15 protein-coding genes are annotated in these 17,676 nt (G+C 72.6%); 2 read left to right on the forward strand and 13 right to left on the reverse strand.

Going from position 1 to position 17,676, the window contains the following annotated elements:
* Positions 1–10: 10 nt before the first annotated feature.
* Entirely contained in the window at positions 11–1,390 is a 1,380-nt protein-coding gene (locus BS72_RS13195) for a hypothetical protein (RefSeq protein ID WP_037910584.1), read from the reverse strand.
* A gap of 269 nt (positions 1,391–1,659) precedes the next feature.
* Here BS72_RS13195 and BS72_RS13200 point away from each other — a divergent pair, with 269 nt between their 5' ends.
* Positions 1,660–2,451: a bifunctional DNA primase/polymerase gene (locus BS72_RS13200; protein ID WP_063836061.1), complete on the forward strand. Its 792-nt coding sequence runs from the start codon at positions 1,660–1,662 to the stop codon at positions 2,449–2,451.
* A gap of 1,167 nt (positions 2,452–3,618) precedes the next feature.
* Here the strand turns inward: BS72_RS13200 and BS72_RS13210 are convergent.
* The 11 genes from BS72_RS13210 to BS72_RS34030 all read right to left on the reverse strand — a co-directional run bounded on the left by BS72_RS13210 (position 3,619) and on the right by BS72_RS34030 (position 14,551).
* Positions 3,619–6,579: a BTAD domain-containing putative transcriptional regulator gene (locus BS72_RS13210; protein ID WP_037910586.1), complete on the reverse strand. Its 2,961-nt coding sequence runs from the start codon at positions 6,577–6,579 to the stop codon at positions 3,619–3,621.
* Between the two features lie 63 nt (positions 6,580–6,642).
* A complete protein-coding gene (locus BS72_RS13215) occupies positions 6,643–7,182 on the reverse strand; it encodes a pilus assembly protein TadG-related protein (protein WP_107498776.1) in 540 nt (179 codons plus the stop codon).
* Positions 7,182–7,619, reverse strand: coding sequence for a TadE/TadG family type IV pilus assembly protein (locus BS72_RS13220; protein WP_051951910.1), 438 nt, complete (start codon positions 7,617–7,619; stop codon positions 7,182–7,184). Before BS72_RS13220 ends, BS72_RS13215 begins: the two co-directional genes overlap by 1 nt.
* Positions 7,620–7,798: 179 nt before the next feature.
* Entirely contained in the window at positions 7,799–8,341 is a 543-nt protein-coding gene (locus BS72_RS13225; protein WP_078901332.1) for a TadE/TadG family type IV pilus assembly protein, read from the reverse strand.
* Between the two features lie 24 nt (positions 8,342–8,365).
* Positions 8,366–8,620, reverse strand: coding sequence for a Flp family type IVb pilin (locus BS72_RS13230; RefSeq protein WP_037910592.1), 255 nt, complete (start codon positions 8,618–8,620; stop codon positions 8,366–8,368).
* A gap of 53 nt (positions 8,621–8,673) precedes the next feature.
* Positions 8,674–9,585: a type II secretion system F family protein gene (locus tag BS72_RS13235; RefSeq protein ID WP_037910595.1), complete on the reverse strand. Its 912-nt coding sequence runs from the start codon at positions 9,583–9,585 to the stop codon at positions 8,674–8,676.
* The gene (locus BS72_RS13240; RefSeq protein ID WP_078901333.1) at positions 9,582–10,673 is read right to left on the reverse strand and encodes a type II secretion system F family protein; all 1,092 of its coding nucleotides are present in this window, start codon (positions 10,671–10,673) and stop codon (positions 9,582–9,584) included. The genes BS72_RS13235 and BS72_RS13240 overlap by 4 nt, the downstream gene beginning before the upstream one ends.
* A complete protein-coding gene (locus BS72_RS13245; RefSeq protein WP_037910597.1) occupies positions 10,673–11,980 on the reverse strand; it encodes a CpaF family protein in 1,308 nt (435 codons plus the stop codon). The genes BS72_RS13240 and BS72_RS13245 overlap by 1 nt, the downstream gene beginning before the upstream one ends.
* A complete protein-coding gene (locus BS72_RS13250; protein WP_037910600.1) occupies positions 11,977–12,777 on the reverse strand; it encodes a hypothetical protein in 801 nt (266 codons plus the stop codon). Before BS72_RS13250 ends, BS72_RS13245 begins: the two co-directional genes overlap by 4 nt.
* A gap of 18 nt (positions 12,778–12,795) precedes the next feature.
* The gene (locus tag BS72_RS13255; RefSeq protein ID WP_051951068.1) at positions 12,796–13,434 is read right to left on the reverse strand and encodes a hypothetical protein; all 639 of its coding nucleotides are present in this window, start codon (positions 13,432–13,434) and stop codon (positions 12,796–12,798) included.
* Between the two features lie 664 nt (positions 13,435–14,098).
* The gene (locus BS72_RS34030; protein ID WP_157856216.1) at positions 14,099–14,551 is read right to left on the reverse strand and encodes a hypothetical protein; all 453 of its coding nucleotides are present in this window, start codon (positions 14,549–14,551) and stop codon (positions 14,099–14,101) included.
* A gap of 43 nt (positions 14,552–14,594) precedes the next feature.
* Here BS72_RS34030 and BS72_RS13265 point away from each other — a divergent pair, with 43 nt between their 5' ends.
* Entirely contained in the window at positions 14,595–15,287 is a 693-nt protein-coding gene (locus tag BS72_RS13265; protein ID WP_037910607.1) for a hypothetical protein, read from the forward strand.
* A gap of 73 nt (positions 15,288–15,360) precedes the next feature.
* Here the strand turns inward: BS72_RS13265 and BS72_RS13270 are convergent, their stop codons facing one another.
* Positions 15,361–17,445 carry a hypothetical protein gene (locus BS72_RS13270; protein WP_051951070.1) on the reverse strand — a complete coding sequence of 695 codons (2,085 nt, stop codon included), beginning with the start codon at positions 17,443–17,445 and terminating at the stop codon, positions 15,361–15,363.
* Between the last annotated feature and the right edge of the window lie 231 nt (positions 17,446–17,676).

Raw genomic sequence — 17,676 nt, forward strand, 5'->3', positions numbered from 1 at the left:
CCGTCCCCCTTCAGGCGGCTTCCGGTTCCTCCACCCTGGCGTTGAACTCGCGGACCACGGGCTCGGAGGCGTAGGGCTCGAGACGGCGGCGGAAGTCCTCCAGGTACTCCTCGCCGCGGTTCGAACGCAGGCCGGAGAGAAGGGCGACCGCCTGAGTGCCCGAGTCGCACGCCGCCTCGACGTCACGCTGCTGGACCTGTGCGTCCGCCAGCAGCAGCAGGTCGATGGCGCGGCGACGGGTCCGGGTGACCGGGTGCGCGGCCAGCGCCTCCCTGGCGCGGCGGGCGGCGGGTTCGGCCTGGCCGAGGTCCCGGTGGCAGTGGGCGAGTTCGTCCGCGAGGTAGGCGTGGTCGAAGTGGGCGATCCACTGCGGGTCGTCGTCGGGCCGGGCGCGCTCCATCGCGTCCAGGGCCTGCGCGGCGGCGGCGGCGAAGGTGCGGGCGTCGCCGAGCAGGGCGTGGCCGCGTGCTTCGGCGGCGTGGAACATCGCCTCGGCGGTACCGGTGACGTGGCCGCGGGCTCCCTCCTGCGCGGCGCGGGCGAGTTGGGCGATCTCCCGCGGGTTGCCGAGGGAGGCGGCGAGGTGGCTCATGCTGGCGGCCAGGATGTAGCCGCCGTAGGCGCGGTCGCCCGCGGCCTGGGCCAGTCGCAGCGCCTGGATGTAGTACCGCTGGGCCAAACCCGGTTGGCCGGTGTCGACCGCCATGTAGCCGGCGAGCTCCGTCAGCCGGGCGACGGCGGAGAAGAGTTCGCGGCCCACGGCCTCCCGGTAGCTCCCGGCCAGCAGCCCCGAGACGACGCTGTTGAGGTAGTGCACCACCACCGGGCGCACGTGGCCGCTGCCGAACCGGTGGTCGAGTTCGGTGAGGGCCTGGGTGGTGGCCTTGACCGCCTCGACATCCGACATGCCCACCCGCGCGCCGCCGTTGCGCGCCACCCCCTGATCGGGGCGGGTGATCAGCCAGTCCCTGCTGGGCTCGACCAGCGCGGACGCGGCGACGGTCGAACCGCTGAGGAAGTCGCGCCGGCCCACGTCGCTGCGCCACAACTCGCAGACCTGCTCGATCGCTCCCAGGACGGTGGGGGCGAAGTGCAGGCCGATTCCGGTGGCGAGGCTGCGGCCGTCGGCCATGCCGATCTCCTCAAGCGTCACCGCCCGCCCGAGTTTGCGGCCCAACGCCTCCGCGACGATGCCAGGGGCGCGCCCGCGCGGCTGCTGCCCGCGCAGCCAGCGGGCCACCGAGGTCTTGTCGTACCGCAGGTCGAGCCCGTGCTCGGCCCCGCACATGTTGACCCGCCGGGCCAGGCCGGCGTTGGAGCAGCCCGCCTCCTGGATCAGCGACTGGAGCCTTTCGTTGGGCTGCCGCGCCACGAGTGGTCGTGCGGCCATCTTTCCCCCCTCATCGTTCATTCGAGAGATGTTCTTCCCGCCTGCCGCCGAACAAACGCAGCATCAGCGTCAATTCACTCGTAACGGGCATCTTCTGGCGATCCTGGTCCCGGCCGCAGCCGGGTGCGGCTCTCGGCCGGAGCCCCACGAGTGCTTACCCGCATCTCGGTCGGGGTGCTCGCACGCGCCCCGCAATTGCCCCCATGCGCTGGGGTGTGAGCCGCACGCGCGGCCCGTAACCCGGACAGTTGGGGACAGTTGTGCACCACATGGACAACACCATCGCGGTTCCGAAGCGACTCGGTGGCGGCGGCCGGCTTCTCGACGAGGCGGTCCGCTACGCGGAAGAGCAGCACTGGGAGGTGCTCGCCGGGGCGTGGCTCGAACCGGGACCCGAGGGCACGTCCGCCTGCTCATGCGCCTCACCCGCGTGCCCGGCCCCGGGCGCCCACCCCGCCGGTCCCGAGTGGGCCGCCGAGGTGTGCTGCGGCACGGCGGCGGTACGGCGGGCGTGGGGGCGCCATCCGCGGGCGTCGCTGCTGCTTCCCACGGGGCGCACCTTCGACGCGATCGAGGTGCCGGAGAGCGCGGGCTTCCACGCGCTGGCCCGCCTGGAGCGCATGGGGCTGCCGACAAGTCCGGCGATCTCCTCCCCGGCCCGGCGCATGGCGTTCCTCGTCCTGCTCGGGGCCGGCGCGAAGACGGCCGCGCTGCTGGACAGGATGGGCTGGCCGACCGCCTCACTGGGCCTGACGGTTCGCGGTCCGGGCGAGTGGGTGGTGGCACCGCCGACCCGCGTCCAGGGCGGCTGCGCGCAGTGGGCCAGGCACCCGTGCTCCACCGACCCGTGGCTGCCGGACTGCGAGGAGGTGCTGGGGCCACTGGCGTACGCGTGCGGGCGGGAGGCGTCCGACGCGCGATCCGCGTCCGCGGGCCACCGCCCGAAAGCGGCGGGCAGTCGTGAGCGCACCGTGGCGCGAGCGGGGGCGGGGAAGACCGTGGGGGCGGGGACAGCGGTGGGGGCGGGGACGGCCGGGCGGGTGAGGACGGCCGCCGGCTGACCGGACGGCCGCGCGAAGAGCGTGCCCGGCGGCGAGCGGCCAGGGGCGAGAAGCTGCGGCCGGGGCCTCTCACCCGGGCACGCTCGCTGTCGGCTCTCGCGTTTCCCACCTGCTGCTGCTTCACGCGCGCGGGTAGCACGGGCGCAGGGCTCGCAGCGGTTTTCCACAGGCTTGATCCGCCTGGGATTCGGTTATCCACAGGCTGTTCGCAACACGTCGTGACTGTCCATCACCTTCCGTATCGTGGCAGTGCGCGGATGCACCGCGCGGGGAACGGGGAGAGGTGTGGGCGCCATGAGGAGTGCGCACGAGGAGACCGGTGGAAGTGAGGCGCGCGGCGAGTGCGGCCGTACGACGGCGCGCGCGGCGCGGGCCGGGGCCGGGCAGGGCAGGCCGCGCGCGGTGCGGGTGATCAGGTCGCGGAAGTGGTTCGGCGGGCGGGCGGCCGCCTCCGGGATCGGCCTGGAGCCGCCCGCCGTCGGCTTCGCCGGGCTGGCCGGGCCCGGCGGCGCGGAGAGGAGTACCGGAATCTCGATGCTCTCCGGCCTGCTGCGGCCCGAAGACGGCAGGGTCCGGGTCGTCGGTGGGGACGCGTGGCCGGACCCGGTCGGGACGAAGCCGAGGATCGGGGTGCTGCCGGAGGCGCTGCGGCTGTGCGCGTGGATACCCGGGCGTGAACCGCCCGCGCCCATCGGCAGGTTGGGGGACCTCCCGCCCGGCGGGGTGGAGCCGCGTGCCGCGCGGTTCGGCGCTCCGCCTGCCCTTACCAGGACTGGACGTGGCCCTGAACGAGGCCGGCGTGCCCGGCCCGCCGCGGCTGGAGCTGTCCGTGGACAGCCTGTTCGGTGGGCTGGCCTCGGTGGGGCGGCGGGGTTCACTGCCCCGGGCTCCGGGAGCGGCTGCTTGCCGGAGATCCGGGTGAAGGTCGCCCGTTCCTGAGCCGGAGGACGGGCAGCGGAGCGCGGTTGGTGACGTCGGTGGCCGGGGGCGGCCGATGCGTACGGTCCTGGAAACGGGGCGGCCCCGCGTGGGACGCGGGGCCGCCGGGTGGAAGGAGGTGTGGGGCAGGGCCTTTCGGGCTCTGGGTTCTGCCGCTCAGTGGCAGTAGCGGTGTCTGTTGTGGTGGCGGTGTCCGTAGCGGTGGTGCCGATGTGGCGGCGGTGGGGATCAGTTGGCGACGGAGCCGCGCCAGGAAGGGAGGAGTTCGTCGAGAAGGGCCTCGACCCGGGGTGGCAGGCCGCGACCGGGCGCGCTGGCGGAGCTGGCGCGCTCGATGAGGGAGTGGGCGGCAGCTTCGAGCCGGGCCGGGTCGCCGATGGCGTGGTTGGCCCGCAGGTAGGCGAGCCACAGGCGCTCGTCGTCGGGGGCGACGGCCATGGCGGTCTCGATCGCGGCGACCGCGGCCTTGGGCTTGCGGGCCTCCAGGTGGAGCCCGGAGAGCGCGAGGGCGATCTCCGCCACGATTACGGGGTGCTGCGCATCGACGATCTCGTGGTTGAGCCAGCCGTAGCGTCCGGGGGCGCGGTCCTCCAGGAGGCGGCCTCGGGCCAGCGACAGGGCGTCGGTGAGGAGCCTGCGCCGCACCGCGGGGTCTCCGGCCGCCTCTCCCTCGCTGGCCTCGTGGTGGAGGGTCTGGAGCACGTCCCAGTCCGAGACCACGGACGAGGCCAGCACGATCCGTCCGGCCGGGTCGAGCTGGAGCCGCTCGCCCCCGTCGGGGTCGGTGCCGATCCAGGTGCGCAGCCGGGCGATCAGCGCCTCGCGCACGTCCTCGGTGACACCGCGGGGCCAGAGCGCGGAGGCCAGTACCCGGGGGTGCACGCCCTCGCGGTGCAGGAGGAGCAGGGCCAGTGCCTCGTGGAGCAGTTGGCTGCGCTCGGCCTCGGGCTCCTCGACACCGACGACCTCGAACCGTCCCAGCATGCGGGCGTACACGCCGGGGCGGCCCTGGTCGGAGAGGTCCACCAGGAAGGGCGGCGCGTCCGGGCCCGGGCCGTCACCGCCGGCTGCCTCGGCGAACAGTCCGAGGACGGCCTCGTACTGGGCGCGGGGCAGTAGTTGGGCCTTCATCTCCAAGCCCAGCAGCGGCGCGAGCAACCGGCCGTCGGGGGTGATCTCCAGCTCCCAGGCGGCGCCGGGCAGGTCGCCGCGGCCGACGGCGGCCAGGTAGCCGATGCCGAGCCGCCCGGCGTCGGCGGCGAGTTCGGCCAGCCGCTGCGCCTCGGCCTCGGCGGGTTCGGCGGCCAGCAGCACCAGGTGCGGCGTCCACTGGGTGTGCTGGGCCTGGCCGGTGCGCCCGGTCAGGACGCTGTCCTGGCCGGCGGCACGCAGCGCGGCGGCGCGCTGCGCGGTCTCAGCGGCCATCGTCTCGACGGCCTCGGCGACCGAGGCGATGTGGCGGACGCGGTCGGGGGCGAGCGCGGTCAGGTCCTCGGCGAAGCCGACGAGGGTGACGGTCATCCGGTCGGACCAGCCGTTGGTGGCGAGTTCGGCGGCGACCGAGGAGAGGACCGCCTCACGGTCGGCCGCGCCGCCTGCCAGGGACACGATCCCGGGCACGGCTTCGAGGTTGATCAGCAGCCGTGCCTCGTCCAGGGTGCCGAGGACGACCAGGCCGGGGAAGGGCGCTGCGGTGGTGGTGTCGGCGTCCTGGGGCAGGTCGCGCCGTTCCAGCTGCCAGAAGGCCTCGTCCTGCCCGGGAGTCCACGGCGCCGGGGGCTGCCCTTCCGGCCAGGCCAGTTGGAGGTGCAGGGTGCTGTCCGTGAGCCAGGCGGCGTAGACGGTGGGCAGGTGCCGGCCGTCGGCGGCGAGCTTGGCGGAGAGCGAGCGCAGTGCCCGGTCGAGGAAGGCGACGGCGTCCTGGTCGGCGCCGATGCGCAGCGCGTCCACGACCTCGGCCTGCGGACCGGTCGGCGTCCGGGGCGTGCGCAGCGCCCCCGCGGACAGCGACTGCCACAGCGCGGCGCGGCGCCGCCGTCCCAGGGCGGCGAGCAGTCCGGCCGCGAGCAGCGGCGCGGCGATCAGCGCCTCGGACAGGTCGAAGCCATGGGAGGAGCCCTGGGAGGCGGAGTGGACCTGCTCGGTGGCGGCCCCGCCGCCCTGCTGTCCCCCGCCCTGCTGTCCCCCGCCCTGCTGTCCGCCGCCCGAACCGCCGGCCTGGCCCGAGCCGCCGCCCCGCTGTTCCACGGCGGGCGTCGCGGTGGCCGCGTGGGCGCCCTCGTGCGCGGTGTCCTTGGCGCCGCCGTGCTGGGCGTAGTGCTCGATGTCCGGGGCGGTGTGCGGGGAGGCGACCGGCATCTCGACGAGTTCGCCGCCGTGCGCGTCGGCCGGCATCTCCATCACCCACCCGGGACGGATGAGGCTGGCCTGGGAGAGTCGTGAACCGTCGGGCTGGACGCGGTCCTTGTTGAGTTCGTAGATCTCCTTGTAGCGGCGGCCGTCGCCGAGGTGCCGCTGCGCTATCTCCCAGAGCGAGTCGTGGTGCCGCCCCTCGGGCGGGCTGATCCGGTAGAACTTGGTCGCCTGCTGGGTGGTGCGGGCAGCGGCGCTGTGCGCGGTGGACGTCTGCGACGGCCCCTGCTGCCGCGCCGCGGCCTGGCGGACGGGTCCGTGCTGTCCCGGCGTCTGCTGGGCGGTGGCCGCGATCCCGCCCCGGGCCTGGTCCAGCGGCTGGTGGGTCTGGCCGAGCTGGGAGAGTCCGGGGACCAGGCCCGCCGTGCTCACCCCGATCAGCAGCAGTGCGGCGACCAGTTGCCGTGCCAGCATCTGGCTTGGTCCCGACGCCGGCACCCGGGTCGGCATGCCCACGCCGGAGACCGCCGCCTTGGCCTCCACCAGCACGCAAGCGGTGAACTGCGCCCAGGCCAGCCACACCACCACCGCGAGGGTGTTGACGAACGTCTCGGAGGTGATGGGCTGCTGCAGCACGTCGGAGTCGACGTGGTGGGGGAAGGGCGAGCCGATGAAGTGCACCAGCGCCGCCGGCACACCCACCACCAGCACCAGCAGCGCGACGAACGCCGCGAAGGCCCGGAGGATGTCGCCGGGTGTCCGGCGCCGGCGGGGCGGCGTGGATGCCGCGCCGCCCGCCCGCGTGCGGTTGTGTCCCGTGGCGCCGGTGCGTGCCATGGCTGTTTCCCTCTGTCCTCGTGGTGTACCTGTCCTGCCGGCCCTCGGCTGGGCCGGCGCCGGTCAGCCGGCCGGGCCGGTGATCGACTCGGCGGCGGCGGTGCCGTGCACGGTCAACTGCTTCTTGTAGAAGAACCCGGTGAGCGCGGGTGTGTACGTGAGCTGCACGCTGACCTCCACCCGGCGGGCGGTCGCCAGCGTGCAGTGGGAGCCCCGGGTGTCCCGCGCCGAGAGTTTCACCGATCGCGCGAACTGCCGCACCCGCGCGGTGCAGTCCTGGTAGTGGATCTCCGGCTGGGTGCCGGCGGGGGCGTTGCGCAGCGCGTTGACGTCGATGTCCTGGGCCGCGTAACGGGCCGCCTGCTCGGCGATGTCGGCGGCGCGCTCCCGTTTGGCGATCGACAGACCGCCGTCGACGACGAAGGCGGCCAGCGCCATGAAGACGAGGGCGAAGATCAGCACGGCCGCCGCGCCCGAGCCCCGGTCGCCCCGTGCCGCACGCACCCGGCCGGCCACCGCCTCGCCGATCCGCAGGCGCACCCGCGTGCCGTTCCGGCGCAGGGCTCCGTACCGGCGGGGGTCCGCCGCCACGACGTTCTCCATCAGTCCGCCACCGCCCGCCGGAACGGGTCGAGCGGCGAGGTCGCCGTCGACGTGACCGTCTTGGTGATGGGCACGCCCAGCAGGTCCATGCCGCGTACCTTGCAGGTCACCTGGATGCTGAAGAGGGTGTCCGGCTGGAAGCTGGTGTCCCCGACCGCGCGGACGTCGGGGTTGCCCTCGCACTTCCCCGCCAGGTCGGCCCGGGCGGTGTCGACCGCCTGCGCCTCCGCGACGCTGCGGTCCCGCTGGATAGAGCCGGCCCGGGCCGCGTCGCGGGCCGCGCCGTCCACCGCGCCGCGACCGTCGACGAGTTGGCCGAAGGCGACGAGCAGCAGGATGAAGAAGATGATCAGCGGGGCGAGGATGACCACCTCGATCGTCGACACCCCGCCGTCCGCACGCCCCGGGGCGGCCACCGGCTCCGCGCTCCATGGCAGCCACGCGTGGCGGGCACGCCGTACAAGCCGGACGCGCTGTACGTGCCGTACATGGCGTACGTGCGGGACGGGTTGGACACGTGCCACGCGCCGTCCGCGCCGTGGTCCCGCCGCGTCGGCCCGCGACGCCGGTCGTGACGACCCGGCCGCCGCAGCCGGACGGGCGGATCCCGCCGTTCTCACTCGCACTGGCCGACCTTCCCCCCGTCAGGCACGAAGCACTCGATCGGGCCCTCCGACACCTCGTCCACGTGGAACTTCACTCCGGGCAGCGGGAAGACGGACGGCACCCCGGCCCGCACCCGCACCCCCACCGAGTCGGCCCTCCCCTTGGTCCGCGAGGCCGACACCCGGGGCCCGATCAGCAGGTCGGGGCCGAGCTGCTGGATGTAGGACGTGGCGGCGTCGTGCGCGTCACCGGACCAGTCCTGGTTGGTGGCCGCCTCGTCGCGCGCCTTGCGGGCACCTGCCCGAGCCGCGGCCTGCGCGACGTGCTCGGCGAAGTAGAACAGCGAGAACTGCACGGTGGCGAAGATCATGAAGAAGATCACCGGCGTGAGGAACACGAACTCGATCGCCGTCATGCCGCGGTCGCCGCCCGGAATCGCGTCAGCGTGCCCGCGACCGGTCCCGGCCCCGCGGCTGCCCACACCGCTGTCGCCGTGCGCGGCCTCGATCCGGCGCCGCACGGCCCGCCGTAGCGCGGCGCTGGTCCGTCCCATCGTCCTTCTCCCCCGTGCCGGATGTCAGCAGTTGCTGCTGCCGTTCGCGCTGTCGATGCAGCTCTTGACGCTCCCGGCCTTGTCCTTGAGGGCGTTGGTGATGATGAAGCCGACGGCCGCGACGATCGTCACGACGATGGCGGAGATCACCACCCACTCGACGGCCGAGGCGCCGCGGGACAGCTCCTGGCTGCGGGCCCGTTCGACGCGTCCGCGCAGGTAGGCGACGACGAACTGGAGGGTCGGATCGTTGGCCTCGAAGCTCTTCAGACGGTTCATGGTGGTTCAAGTCCTCTCGGTGGACGGTCGGCAATCTGACGGCAGGGCTGCGGTCAGACCTCGAACACGCGCATCGCTGCCGGGTACATAAGGAAGACCAGGAAGCCTGCCGCCAGCAGCAGCTGCGCCACGAGCATGGACTGCGACTGCTCGCCTGCCTCTCCCTCGATCTCGGCGAGTTCACGGTGGCGCATCGTCTCGGCGCGCGAGCCCAGCGAGTCCCGGATCTTGGCGCCGTCGTCGGCCACCAGGCCGAGGGTGACGCCGAGGTCCTGCAACTCCTCGATGCCGAGCTCGTCTCCCAGCCGGCCGAGGGCGACCCACTGGCTGATGCCGGTGATGCGGGCGTCGGCCAGGCAGTTGCGGATGCGCATCAGCGCCCAGCCGTCGCTGACCTCGGCGGCGGCCATCAGCGCCTCGGGCAGGCCGCGTCCTCCGGCGAGGTTCATGGCGACCAGGTCGAGGTAGGCGCCGATGACCCGGCGCAGGTCCTTGCGCTTGCGCGCCGCGTCCCGGCGGACCTCGACGTCGGGCAGCAGGAAGAAGAGTCCGCCGACGACCAGCGCCAGCCAGACCGGGATGATCGGGCTGAGTCCGAAGCCGAGCACGGACACGGCGACGAAGAGGAACGGCCCGAAGACCAGGCCGACCGCGCCCAGCAGCAGCTTGGTCGCGAGGAACCCCTCCCAGCCGCGTTCCAGTACGGCGAGGTCGGCCCGGAGCGAGCGCAGCTCCCAGCCCTGCTGGAGGTAGAACTGCGCCACCCGGCGGCCCAGCCGGTCGCGCCAGCCGTCGGCCTCGCCGGCCTTGCTCGTGGTGCTGGCGGCGGAGGCGGCGCGCAGGGCGTCGATCTCCGCGACGGTGGACAGCGCGCTGCGGCGGCCCGGCGTCAGGGCGCGGATCAGGGCGAAGACGCCGAGTCCCGCGATGCCGCCGACCAGGCAGGCGAAGAGGATGGTGTTCATCGGCCCGCCCCCTGCCCCGGCGTCGCCGGGTAACCCTGAACGTGTTGGCCCGGCACGGCCTGGTGGCCCTGCGCGGTGTAGCCCGGCACGGTCTGCTGCGGGTACGCCGGTCCGGCCGGCCCCGCGGCGTGCCGCCCCGTACCGGAAGCCGTGCCCGGACCCGTGCCCGGACCGGTCGGCCCGGCGCCGAACGCCGCAGCGCCGCTGCGCGCCGCCCGCTCGGGGGCGTGCACCAGGAACCGGTCCGGGGTCTCGATCTTGGACAGCTTGCGCAGCCACCAGAACCCGGCGGCGAAGAGCAGGCACACCACGCCGAGCACGAGTTGCCCGACGGCGGTGCCGTACGGCTTGACGAAGCCGCGGTTGAAGATGGCCAGGCCCAGCACGAACGCGGCGGAGACGACGACCACGATCTGCACGCTGCGCCGGGTGCTGGCGCGCTGGGCGAGCACCCGCTGGCGCATGTCGACCTCCTCGCGGGCCGACTTGGCCAGCGCGCCCAGCACCTCGCGCAGGCCGGGGCCGCGCAGCCGGGCGTTGAGGATGAGCGCGGCCACGATGATGTCGGCGGAGGCGTCGTTGATCTCGTCGGCGAGCATCTGGAGCGCGTCGGGCAGCGTCCAGCGCGCCCGCAGCCGGTCCACCAGGGACTCCAGGTGCCCCCGCAGTGCGGGGGACGCGGCCCGCGCGGAGGCGGGGATGGCCTGTTCGAGGCCGACGGCGCCGGCGATGGTGTCGCGCAGCGACTCCGTCCAGCCGGCCAGTGCCTCCACCCGCTTCATCGCCGCCCGCTCCTCCGCCGCGCCGCCGAAGAGGCGGTCCCAGCAGAAGACCAGCAGCGCGGTGGCCCCGCCGAGCACGACCCAGCGGGTCAGGCCGAGCACCACCAGCCCGACGACGACCGCGAGCGAGCCGCGCTGGGTGAGGAAGCGGGCGAGTTCGGAGGCCCGTTCGCCGGCGGGCTGCCCTGCCTTGGCCGGTTTGGGCGCCCAGCCGCGGATCGCGGCGACCAGCAGCGCGACGCCGCCGCCCGCGGCCACTCCGGCCAGCAGTCCGTACAGCACGGACAGCGAGAAGATCCCGGTCATTACCGCCACACCCCCGTGGGCTGGTAGCCGTGGGCGAGGAGCTCGTCGAGGCAGGCGATGGGCGCGTGCGGAAGCGCCACGCCGTCGCCGGTGTCGGCGAAGATCTCGCTGGAAAGGACGCGGCCGTCCACGCCGTTCACCTCGCGGATGGAGGTGACGTGCCGGCGCAGGGAGCCGCCGCGCTGGTAGTCGTTGCGGCGCTCGACGAAGATGACGAAGTCGACGGCGCCCGCCACCAGCATCTGCGACGCCTCCACCGGCAGCCGTTCCCGGGCCTGGAGGGCGTAGGTGGAGATGCGGTTGAACACCTCCGCGGAGCCGTTGGCGTGGATGGTGGACAGCGAGCCGTCGTTGCCCTGCGACATCGCGTTGAGCATGGTGACGATCTCGTCGCCGAGCACCTCGCCGACGATCACCCGCGAGGGGTTCATACGGAGCGAGCGGCGCACCAGCTCGGCCATGGAGATCGCTCCCAGGCCCTCGGAGTTGGGCAGCCGCTCCTCGAAGGCGACGACGTTGGGGTGCAGTTCGGGGAACTGGTCCAGGCCCAGTTCCAGGGCGCGCTCGACGGTGATCAGCCGCTCGTGCGGCGGGATGACGTTGGCCAGGGCGCGCAGCAGGGTGGTCTTGCCGGCGTTGGTGGCGCCGGCGATCATCATGTTCTTGCGGGCCAGGACGGCGGCTGCCAGGAAGGAGCCGATCTCCGGGGTGACCGTGTAGTTGCCGACCAGGTCGGCGAGGAACACCTTGCCGAGGCGGGCGCGGCGGATCGACAGCGCGGGCCGCCGGGTGACGTCCATGACCGCCGAGAGGCGCGAGCCGTCGGGCAGCCGCAGGTCGAGCTGCGGGTTGGCGGTGTCGAACGGGCGGGAGGACAGGCCGGAGTAGGCGCCGAGCACCTGGATCAGCTCGACGAGTTCCTCGTCGGTCTCCGCCACCGGCTCGCCGGGCACCTCGCGGCCGTCGGAGTAGCCGATGAAGACCTGGTCGCAGCCGTTGATGTCGATGTTCTCGACCTCGGGGTCGTCCAGCAGCGGCTGGAGCCGTCCCACGCCGAAGAGCGCGGCGTGCACCGCGGCGGCGTAGGCCTCCTCGGCCTGCGCGTCCGGCGGGGTGCGGCCGGTGGAGATCTCCGAGCGGGCGTAGTCCTCCAGGATCTGCGCGATGATCGCCCGCGCGAAGTGCCGCTCGTCCTCGGGCGACATCGCCATGCGGTTCTCGACCTGGTCCGACCGCCGCTGCTCGGCGATGCGGTCGCCCGCCTCCTGGCGGAACCGCTTGACCAGCTGGTGGTCCACCTCGCTCATCGCAGGACCCCGTACCGCTGCGGTACGTCGGCGGTGATCTGGCGGGCGGAGCGGATCAGCAGCGACTTGTCCAGCCGGCCGCGGCGCCGGCCGGCGAGCATCTCGGCGCCCGCCGGGTCGTGGGCGAGCGTGCCGACGACGCGGGCGGCGATCTGCGAGGCGACCAGCATGTCGTTGACCTGCGAGCTGATCCGGGAGTTCTGGCCGCTCTCGGCGATCAGCAGGACGCCGATCGGCGGGTAGCCCATGGCGCCGGCGCCGCGCTGCGAGCCGTGCAGCCTGGCCGACAGCGCGCCGGCCCGGTCGCGGACGCGGGCCAGGCCCTCCGGGGAGGTGCGCGCGGCCAGCAGCACCAGGGAGGCGTGCGGCAGCAGTTCGAGAGTCGGTGAGTCCGGGCCGATGCGCCCGCAGTCGGCGATCACGTCGGCGGGCCCGCTGGCCGACTGGGCGAGGGTCGCGAACGCCTGGCCGAGGGCCGGCCACAGCCCGGCCAGCCCCGCGGCCTGCTCGGCGCCGGCCAGGCCGACGAGGACGTCGAGGCCGCCGGTGAGGGGCTGGGCGTGGTCCCACAACTGCTCGGCGGCCAGCCCGTGCCGCGCGGTGGCGGCGAGTGACAGCAGCCCGGAGTTGGGGTTGAGCACGCCGCCGTTCGCGCCGGCGGAACGGTAGACGAGGTCGCCGCCGGACGGGTCGGCCTCGGCGAGCAGCACCCTGCGCGGCCATACGGCGGCGAGTGCCACGGCGGCCGTGGTGACGCCCGGGGAGCCCTTGTCGGCGGCGATTGCGATCAGTGCCATGACGTTGTCGCCGTTCGCTCAGCTCTTGCTCGGGACCAGCACGAGTGCGACGTTCTGCGCCGCCGCGGCGTTGGTCAGCGCACCGGCGTCGGCGTCGTCGGCGACCACGGTGACGTCGAAGTCCCCGCTGTCGCCGATGGAGCCGCCGGTGGAGCCGGCCGACCGGATGGTGAGATGGCTGCTGATCAGGTTGCCGGACGGCCCCGCGGAGCCGGAGGAGTCCGAGGAGTCCTTGCCCTCGTCGCCCACCAGGTAGGCGGCGACGGTCTGACCGGCCCGCAGCCCGTCGGGGTACTGGCCCGCCTTGAGGGAGATGCCCACGAGGGACTTGCCGGCGGGCACCGAGTTGTCCTGGTCGGTGATCATCGACACCACCAGCACCGAACCCACTGTCAGGTTGGTGGCGGCGCGGTAGTGCGACGTGAGGTCGCCGCGCTGGTTCCACCTGATGAAGGACACGCCGCTGTCGTCGGAGACCTCGACCTCGCGCAGGGCGCTGGAGGGGATGCGGTCGCCGGCGGCCACCTCCTTGCCGATCTGCACGACGGAGACCTTGTTGCCGGCCCTCATGACCATCACGGTCGCGCCGAGCGCACCGACCAGGATGAGCAGGACGGCAAGCGCGGCGAGTGCGGGCTTGCGCTCCCGCGGTGCCACCGGAAGCCGCTCCCCGCCGCCCGGCGTGTGGAGGGACGGAGCGGGTGCGGACTGGCGGCCCCCGCCACCGCCCGCGGCGGATCGATCCCTGGTCTTCACGTCACTGCCCCCGAACCGGCGTGTTGCATCAGAGGGTCGTGCGGTGGTGGTCGTCGCTCTCCGGTCCGGCGACGTTCCGCAACGCCCATGTCAAGTCACCGCACGCTATCAGCGCCTCTCAAACACCCTCAAGGCGCAGCGAGCGACAAGGGGTGCGCAGAGCCGAACGGAACGGAACCGGTTGCGACCAGCCCCGGGTGTGCCTGAGCACCCCTGGTACGGGCCGCGGACACGCCGGATCGCGCGGTCCGACCGGGTACCCTTCGGCGCCACTCCCCGAACGCCACTGACGTGACGTCAGACAACCTGCACGTCACCGTGGTTGCGTCGTCATCCTCCCGCCCGGCTCGGACTGGCGGCCGAAAGGCCGACACCCGTACGGCACGGTCCGCCCCGAAAAGGAGCCGTTGCCCCTCGCGGCAAGGTCCGCCCCGCTCGCCGTCCTGGTGCGGGCACTCACCGCCTCGGCCGGAAACCCGAGCAGCCCACCGTGAGGGCCTCCGGCCGCCTGGCGATCGCCCGCACCCGGACACTCGCTACCGGGCACACCGTGCCGACCGCGGCACTAATAGCGGTACTTGTCCATGTTGTACATCTTGGCCTCGCCCGGACTGACGTTCTCCGGAAGCGACTTGATCTTGGCGTCGATGATGGGCTCCAGCTTGCCCAGCAGGATCTTGATGCGCGAGCGGCGGCCGTCGACCTCGGTGGTCCAGGTGTCGGCGGCCTTGCCGACCCACACCTTCTTGCCGCCCATGTCGGAACTGGTCTTCTTGAGCGTGTCGTTGAGAGTGCCCAGCTCGCTGTGCAGTCTCGCCTTGAGGTTCTGCAGGTCGGCGATCGCCGGATTGGGTACCGTCGCGTCCGCCTGTCCCTGGCCGCCCATGTCCACTACCCCCGTAGCGCGTTGTCCTCCGTCGGCGGCGCGCCTGTCGGAGTGCGGCGCCCGGACACCACCCGCCCGAGCGGGTGGTCCGGCTCGCCAAGTCCGCCCCGAGGAGCCGATGCACCCCGGCACACCACGCCCTATGGTAGCCCCAGGCCCCTTCCAGGAGGATCACGTGACCGACAACGCCACCGGCGAGCAGGCGGACGCCGAGCGCACGGCCGACGCGCAGGACGGCGCCATCACCTTCACCCCCATCACCGTCCCCGACGCGGCGGCCCGCGAACGCGGCCGGCGACGCCGCAGGCTCCTGGGCGGGATTGTCGCGGTGGTCGCCGTCGCGGGCGGCATCACCGCGTGGGCCGTCGCCGCCAACAGCGGTGACGGCAAGCCGACGAAGCACACGGCGGTGATCCCGAAGGCGTTCGGCGCGTACACCCAGGCGAAGCCGGCGGACTCCCTGTGGGAGAGCATCGGCGGCGACAACCTCGACTTCTCCAAGGGCGAGGCTCTCGTCACGTACACCGCCGCCGGCGGCAAGGCGGCGAAGATCTCGATCGAGATGGACCCGGCGATCGACCTCGCTCCGGGCAGCGACTCCGACCCCGCCGTCTCGCTGCTCACCGGAAGCGACGTCAAGACAGGGAGCGTCACCTCACATCCGGCCGGAGCCGTCGGCGGCACCATCAAGTGCGTGGACGTCGCCGTGGGCGAGGACCGGGGCTTCACCGAGTGCGCATGGCAGGATAAGGCAGTAGCGGTCACCCTCGTCCCGGTGCTGAACAAGCAGACCGTCATCAGCGCTTCGACCGCCGCCGACCTGCGGGCCTTCCTTGCCGCGCTGAAGGTCGAGCCGAAGAAGGACTGAGCGGGCCGGCGCGACGAGTGCGGACGCCGTCCCGGGCCGGAAGGGCACATCGGGGCGGCGTCCGTGCGGTCCGCTACTCCGTCAGGTGCTGGAACTGCTCCTGCTGGGTGAATCCCCTGGAATCGACGTGGTTGACGACCGCCGGGTCCATCAGCCAGTTTCCATAGGCGGTCCGCTGGCGCGGGGTCATCTTGTCGACGGATATGACCGTGCCGTCGGACTGGATGAAGTTGTCCGCGGGGCTCTTGATGTAGTCCTTGGGGTCGCCGGTGTAGGTGTGCGACGTCCCGTGCCTGGGGTCGATGGTGACCTTCGCGGTCACGTCGCCGCTGAAGCCGCCGCCGACGAGCTCGGAGTTGGCCGCGCTCTGGTAGTTGTGCTGCCAGCTCGTGTCCAGTTCGGAGTCGTTGATCTTCTTGTACTTGTCAGCGAGGCCGGGGGCGTCTTCGGGGTCGACGTGGACAGCGTTCTTGGCGAAGTCGAGCATCAGGTTCTGGGCGGTGCCGCCGAGTTCCTTGGCCTTCTCCGTGCCGAGTTCGGCGACGGCGGTGGAGCCGCCGGTGACGGCCGCCTCGGTGACGCCGCTGACCAGGTCGATCATCGTGTCACGCGCGCTGTTGACGCCGTCGGCCCACCGGTCCGCGTCGCCCTCGATCGAGCCCTTGGCGTACTCGAACGCCTGGCTGTACGCCTTCATCATCAGGCCGCTCTCCATGGAGCGGTAGTCCTGCGCGTGCTCGTCGGTGTCCTTCTTGGCGCTCCCCACCTCGTTGGTGATCTGCGTACGGAAGGAGTCGAAGAGGGCGCTCTCCTGTCCCGCGACCGTGGCGTTCCTGGCCGACTCGTTGAGGAGGGCCTGCCAGAGGGGCGCCCCGACCTCCAGGCCGGGACGGTTGGGGTCCTGGCCGGCGAGGAACGCCTTCTGGTCCCACTGGGACATCTTCTCGGTGAAGCCGCCGGCCGTGGCGTCGGCGCCCCACAGCTGGTTGCCGACCGGTGACGTGATCCCGTAGACCATGTCGCTCCAGTTGGCGGTGACCAGCTGCCCGTAGTAGACGTCGATCGGGTCGTAGGGGTGGATGTCCTTCGCGTCGCCGTTCTGATGGCGGTAGTTGTCCATCATGATGCGGGCGGTGAGCTTCTCGGCGAGCGGCCGGTCGGTGGACTTCAGGTCGATCGTGCCGGCCTTCATCAGCTTCGCGAACGACGCGGCGCGGGAGGGCGGCTGCCCCAGGTCCCACGGGCCGTGCGGGTAGATGAGGGTCTGCATCGTGTCGTAGTTGTGGTCCATCCACTCGCCGGACGCCTCGGGATTGGCGGCGAGGGCGTCGAAGAGCTGCGTGTAGTGGTCGTTCGCGAAAAGGCCCTTGTCGATGCCGTCCGCGGTCATGTACTGGGCGCCGCTGCGCTGCGTGTCCTTCTCGTCGAAGACGCGGTCGCCGAGGGCCACGAGGAAGTCCTTGTCCTGGGAGCCACCGGGCAGCAGGCTGGTGATGTAGTCGGCGCGGAACCCCTGGTGGGGGAACTCGGACGTGTCGAACCACTTGTTCCAGCTCGCCTGCTTCTGCTTGGCGGTCTGCCCCTCGAAGGCCACCTTCGTGTAGGTGCCGAAGGTCTGGGCGACGATGTCCCGGTCGGTCTTCGCCTGGTCCGGGTGGTCGCCGTACCGCCCGTAGAAGTTGTCGTCGGCCATGTCGTTCGTCATCTGCGTCAACCGGCGCGGGCCGAGCTGGTTGTAGAAGGACTTGAGGAAGTCGGCGTCGTCGGCGTGTGCCTTGAGCTCGGCGAACAGGTCCTCGTCCGGGTCGTCGCCGCCGTCGAGCGCCTTGTCGAAGCTGTCGGCGAGCGCCTTGCCGTCCTTCTGCGACTGGGCGGTGGTGCCGACCATGCTCTCGTCGATGGAGATCATGCCCTTGTGGCCCGGGTACGGCTTGTCGGCCGCTATCGCCAGGTGGTAGCGGCGCGTCAGCATCGGCACCTGGTCGTCCATCCACCCGCAGATGCCGACGATCTCCGTCAGCGGGGACGTGTCCAGTCCGTTCCGGGAGAACTCCGATGTGTAGGACGAGGCGCGGTCCCGGAGATGGTCCTTGTCCCCCTTGAAGGAGCCCGTCATCTGCTGGAGTGCCGCTGTGTCTATGCCCGAGAACTCACCCACGCGTCGTTCCTCCCCGTTGCGGACATGGCCGGGCACCGACGGCCCGACCAGGCTGGCAGAGAGGATGCCACACGGAAAAACGATTCCGCTCGGGCGCGGAGAGGTCGGGCGCGGGCTGGGGCGGGCTCGGCCCGCGGAGTTGTCCACAGGCCGCGCCATGGGGGTTACAGACGGTTTCCGGTGGCCGATAGCCTGCTGTGAACAGGTGGACGCGGGGCTCTGAACGGGCCG

It is taken from the genome of Actinacidiphila yeochonensis CN732 (genome assembly GCF_000745345.1).
In the GTDB taxonomy this organism is placed as follows: domain Bacteria; phylum Actinomycetota; class Actinomycetes; order Streptomycetales; family Streptomycetaceae; genus Actinacidiphila; species Actinacidiphila yeochonensis.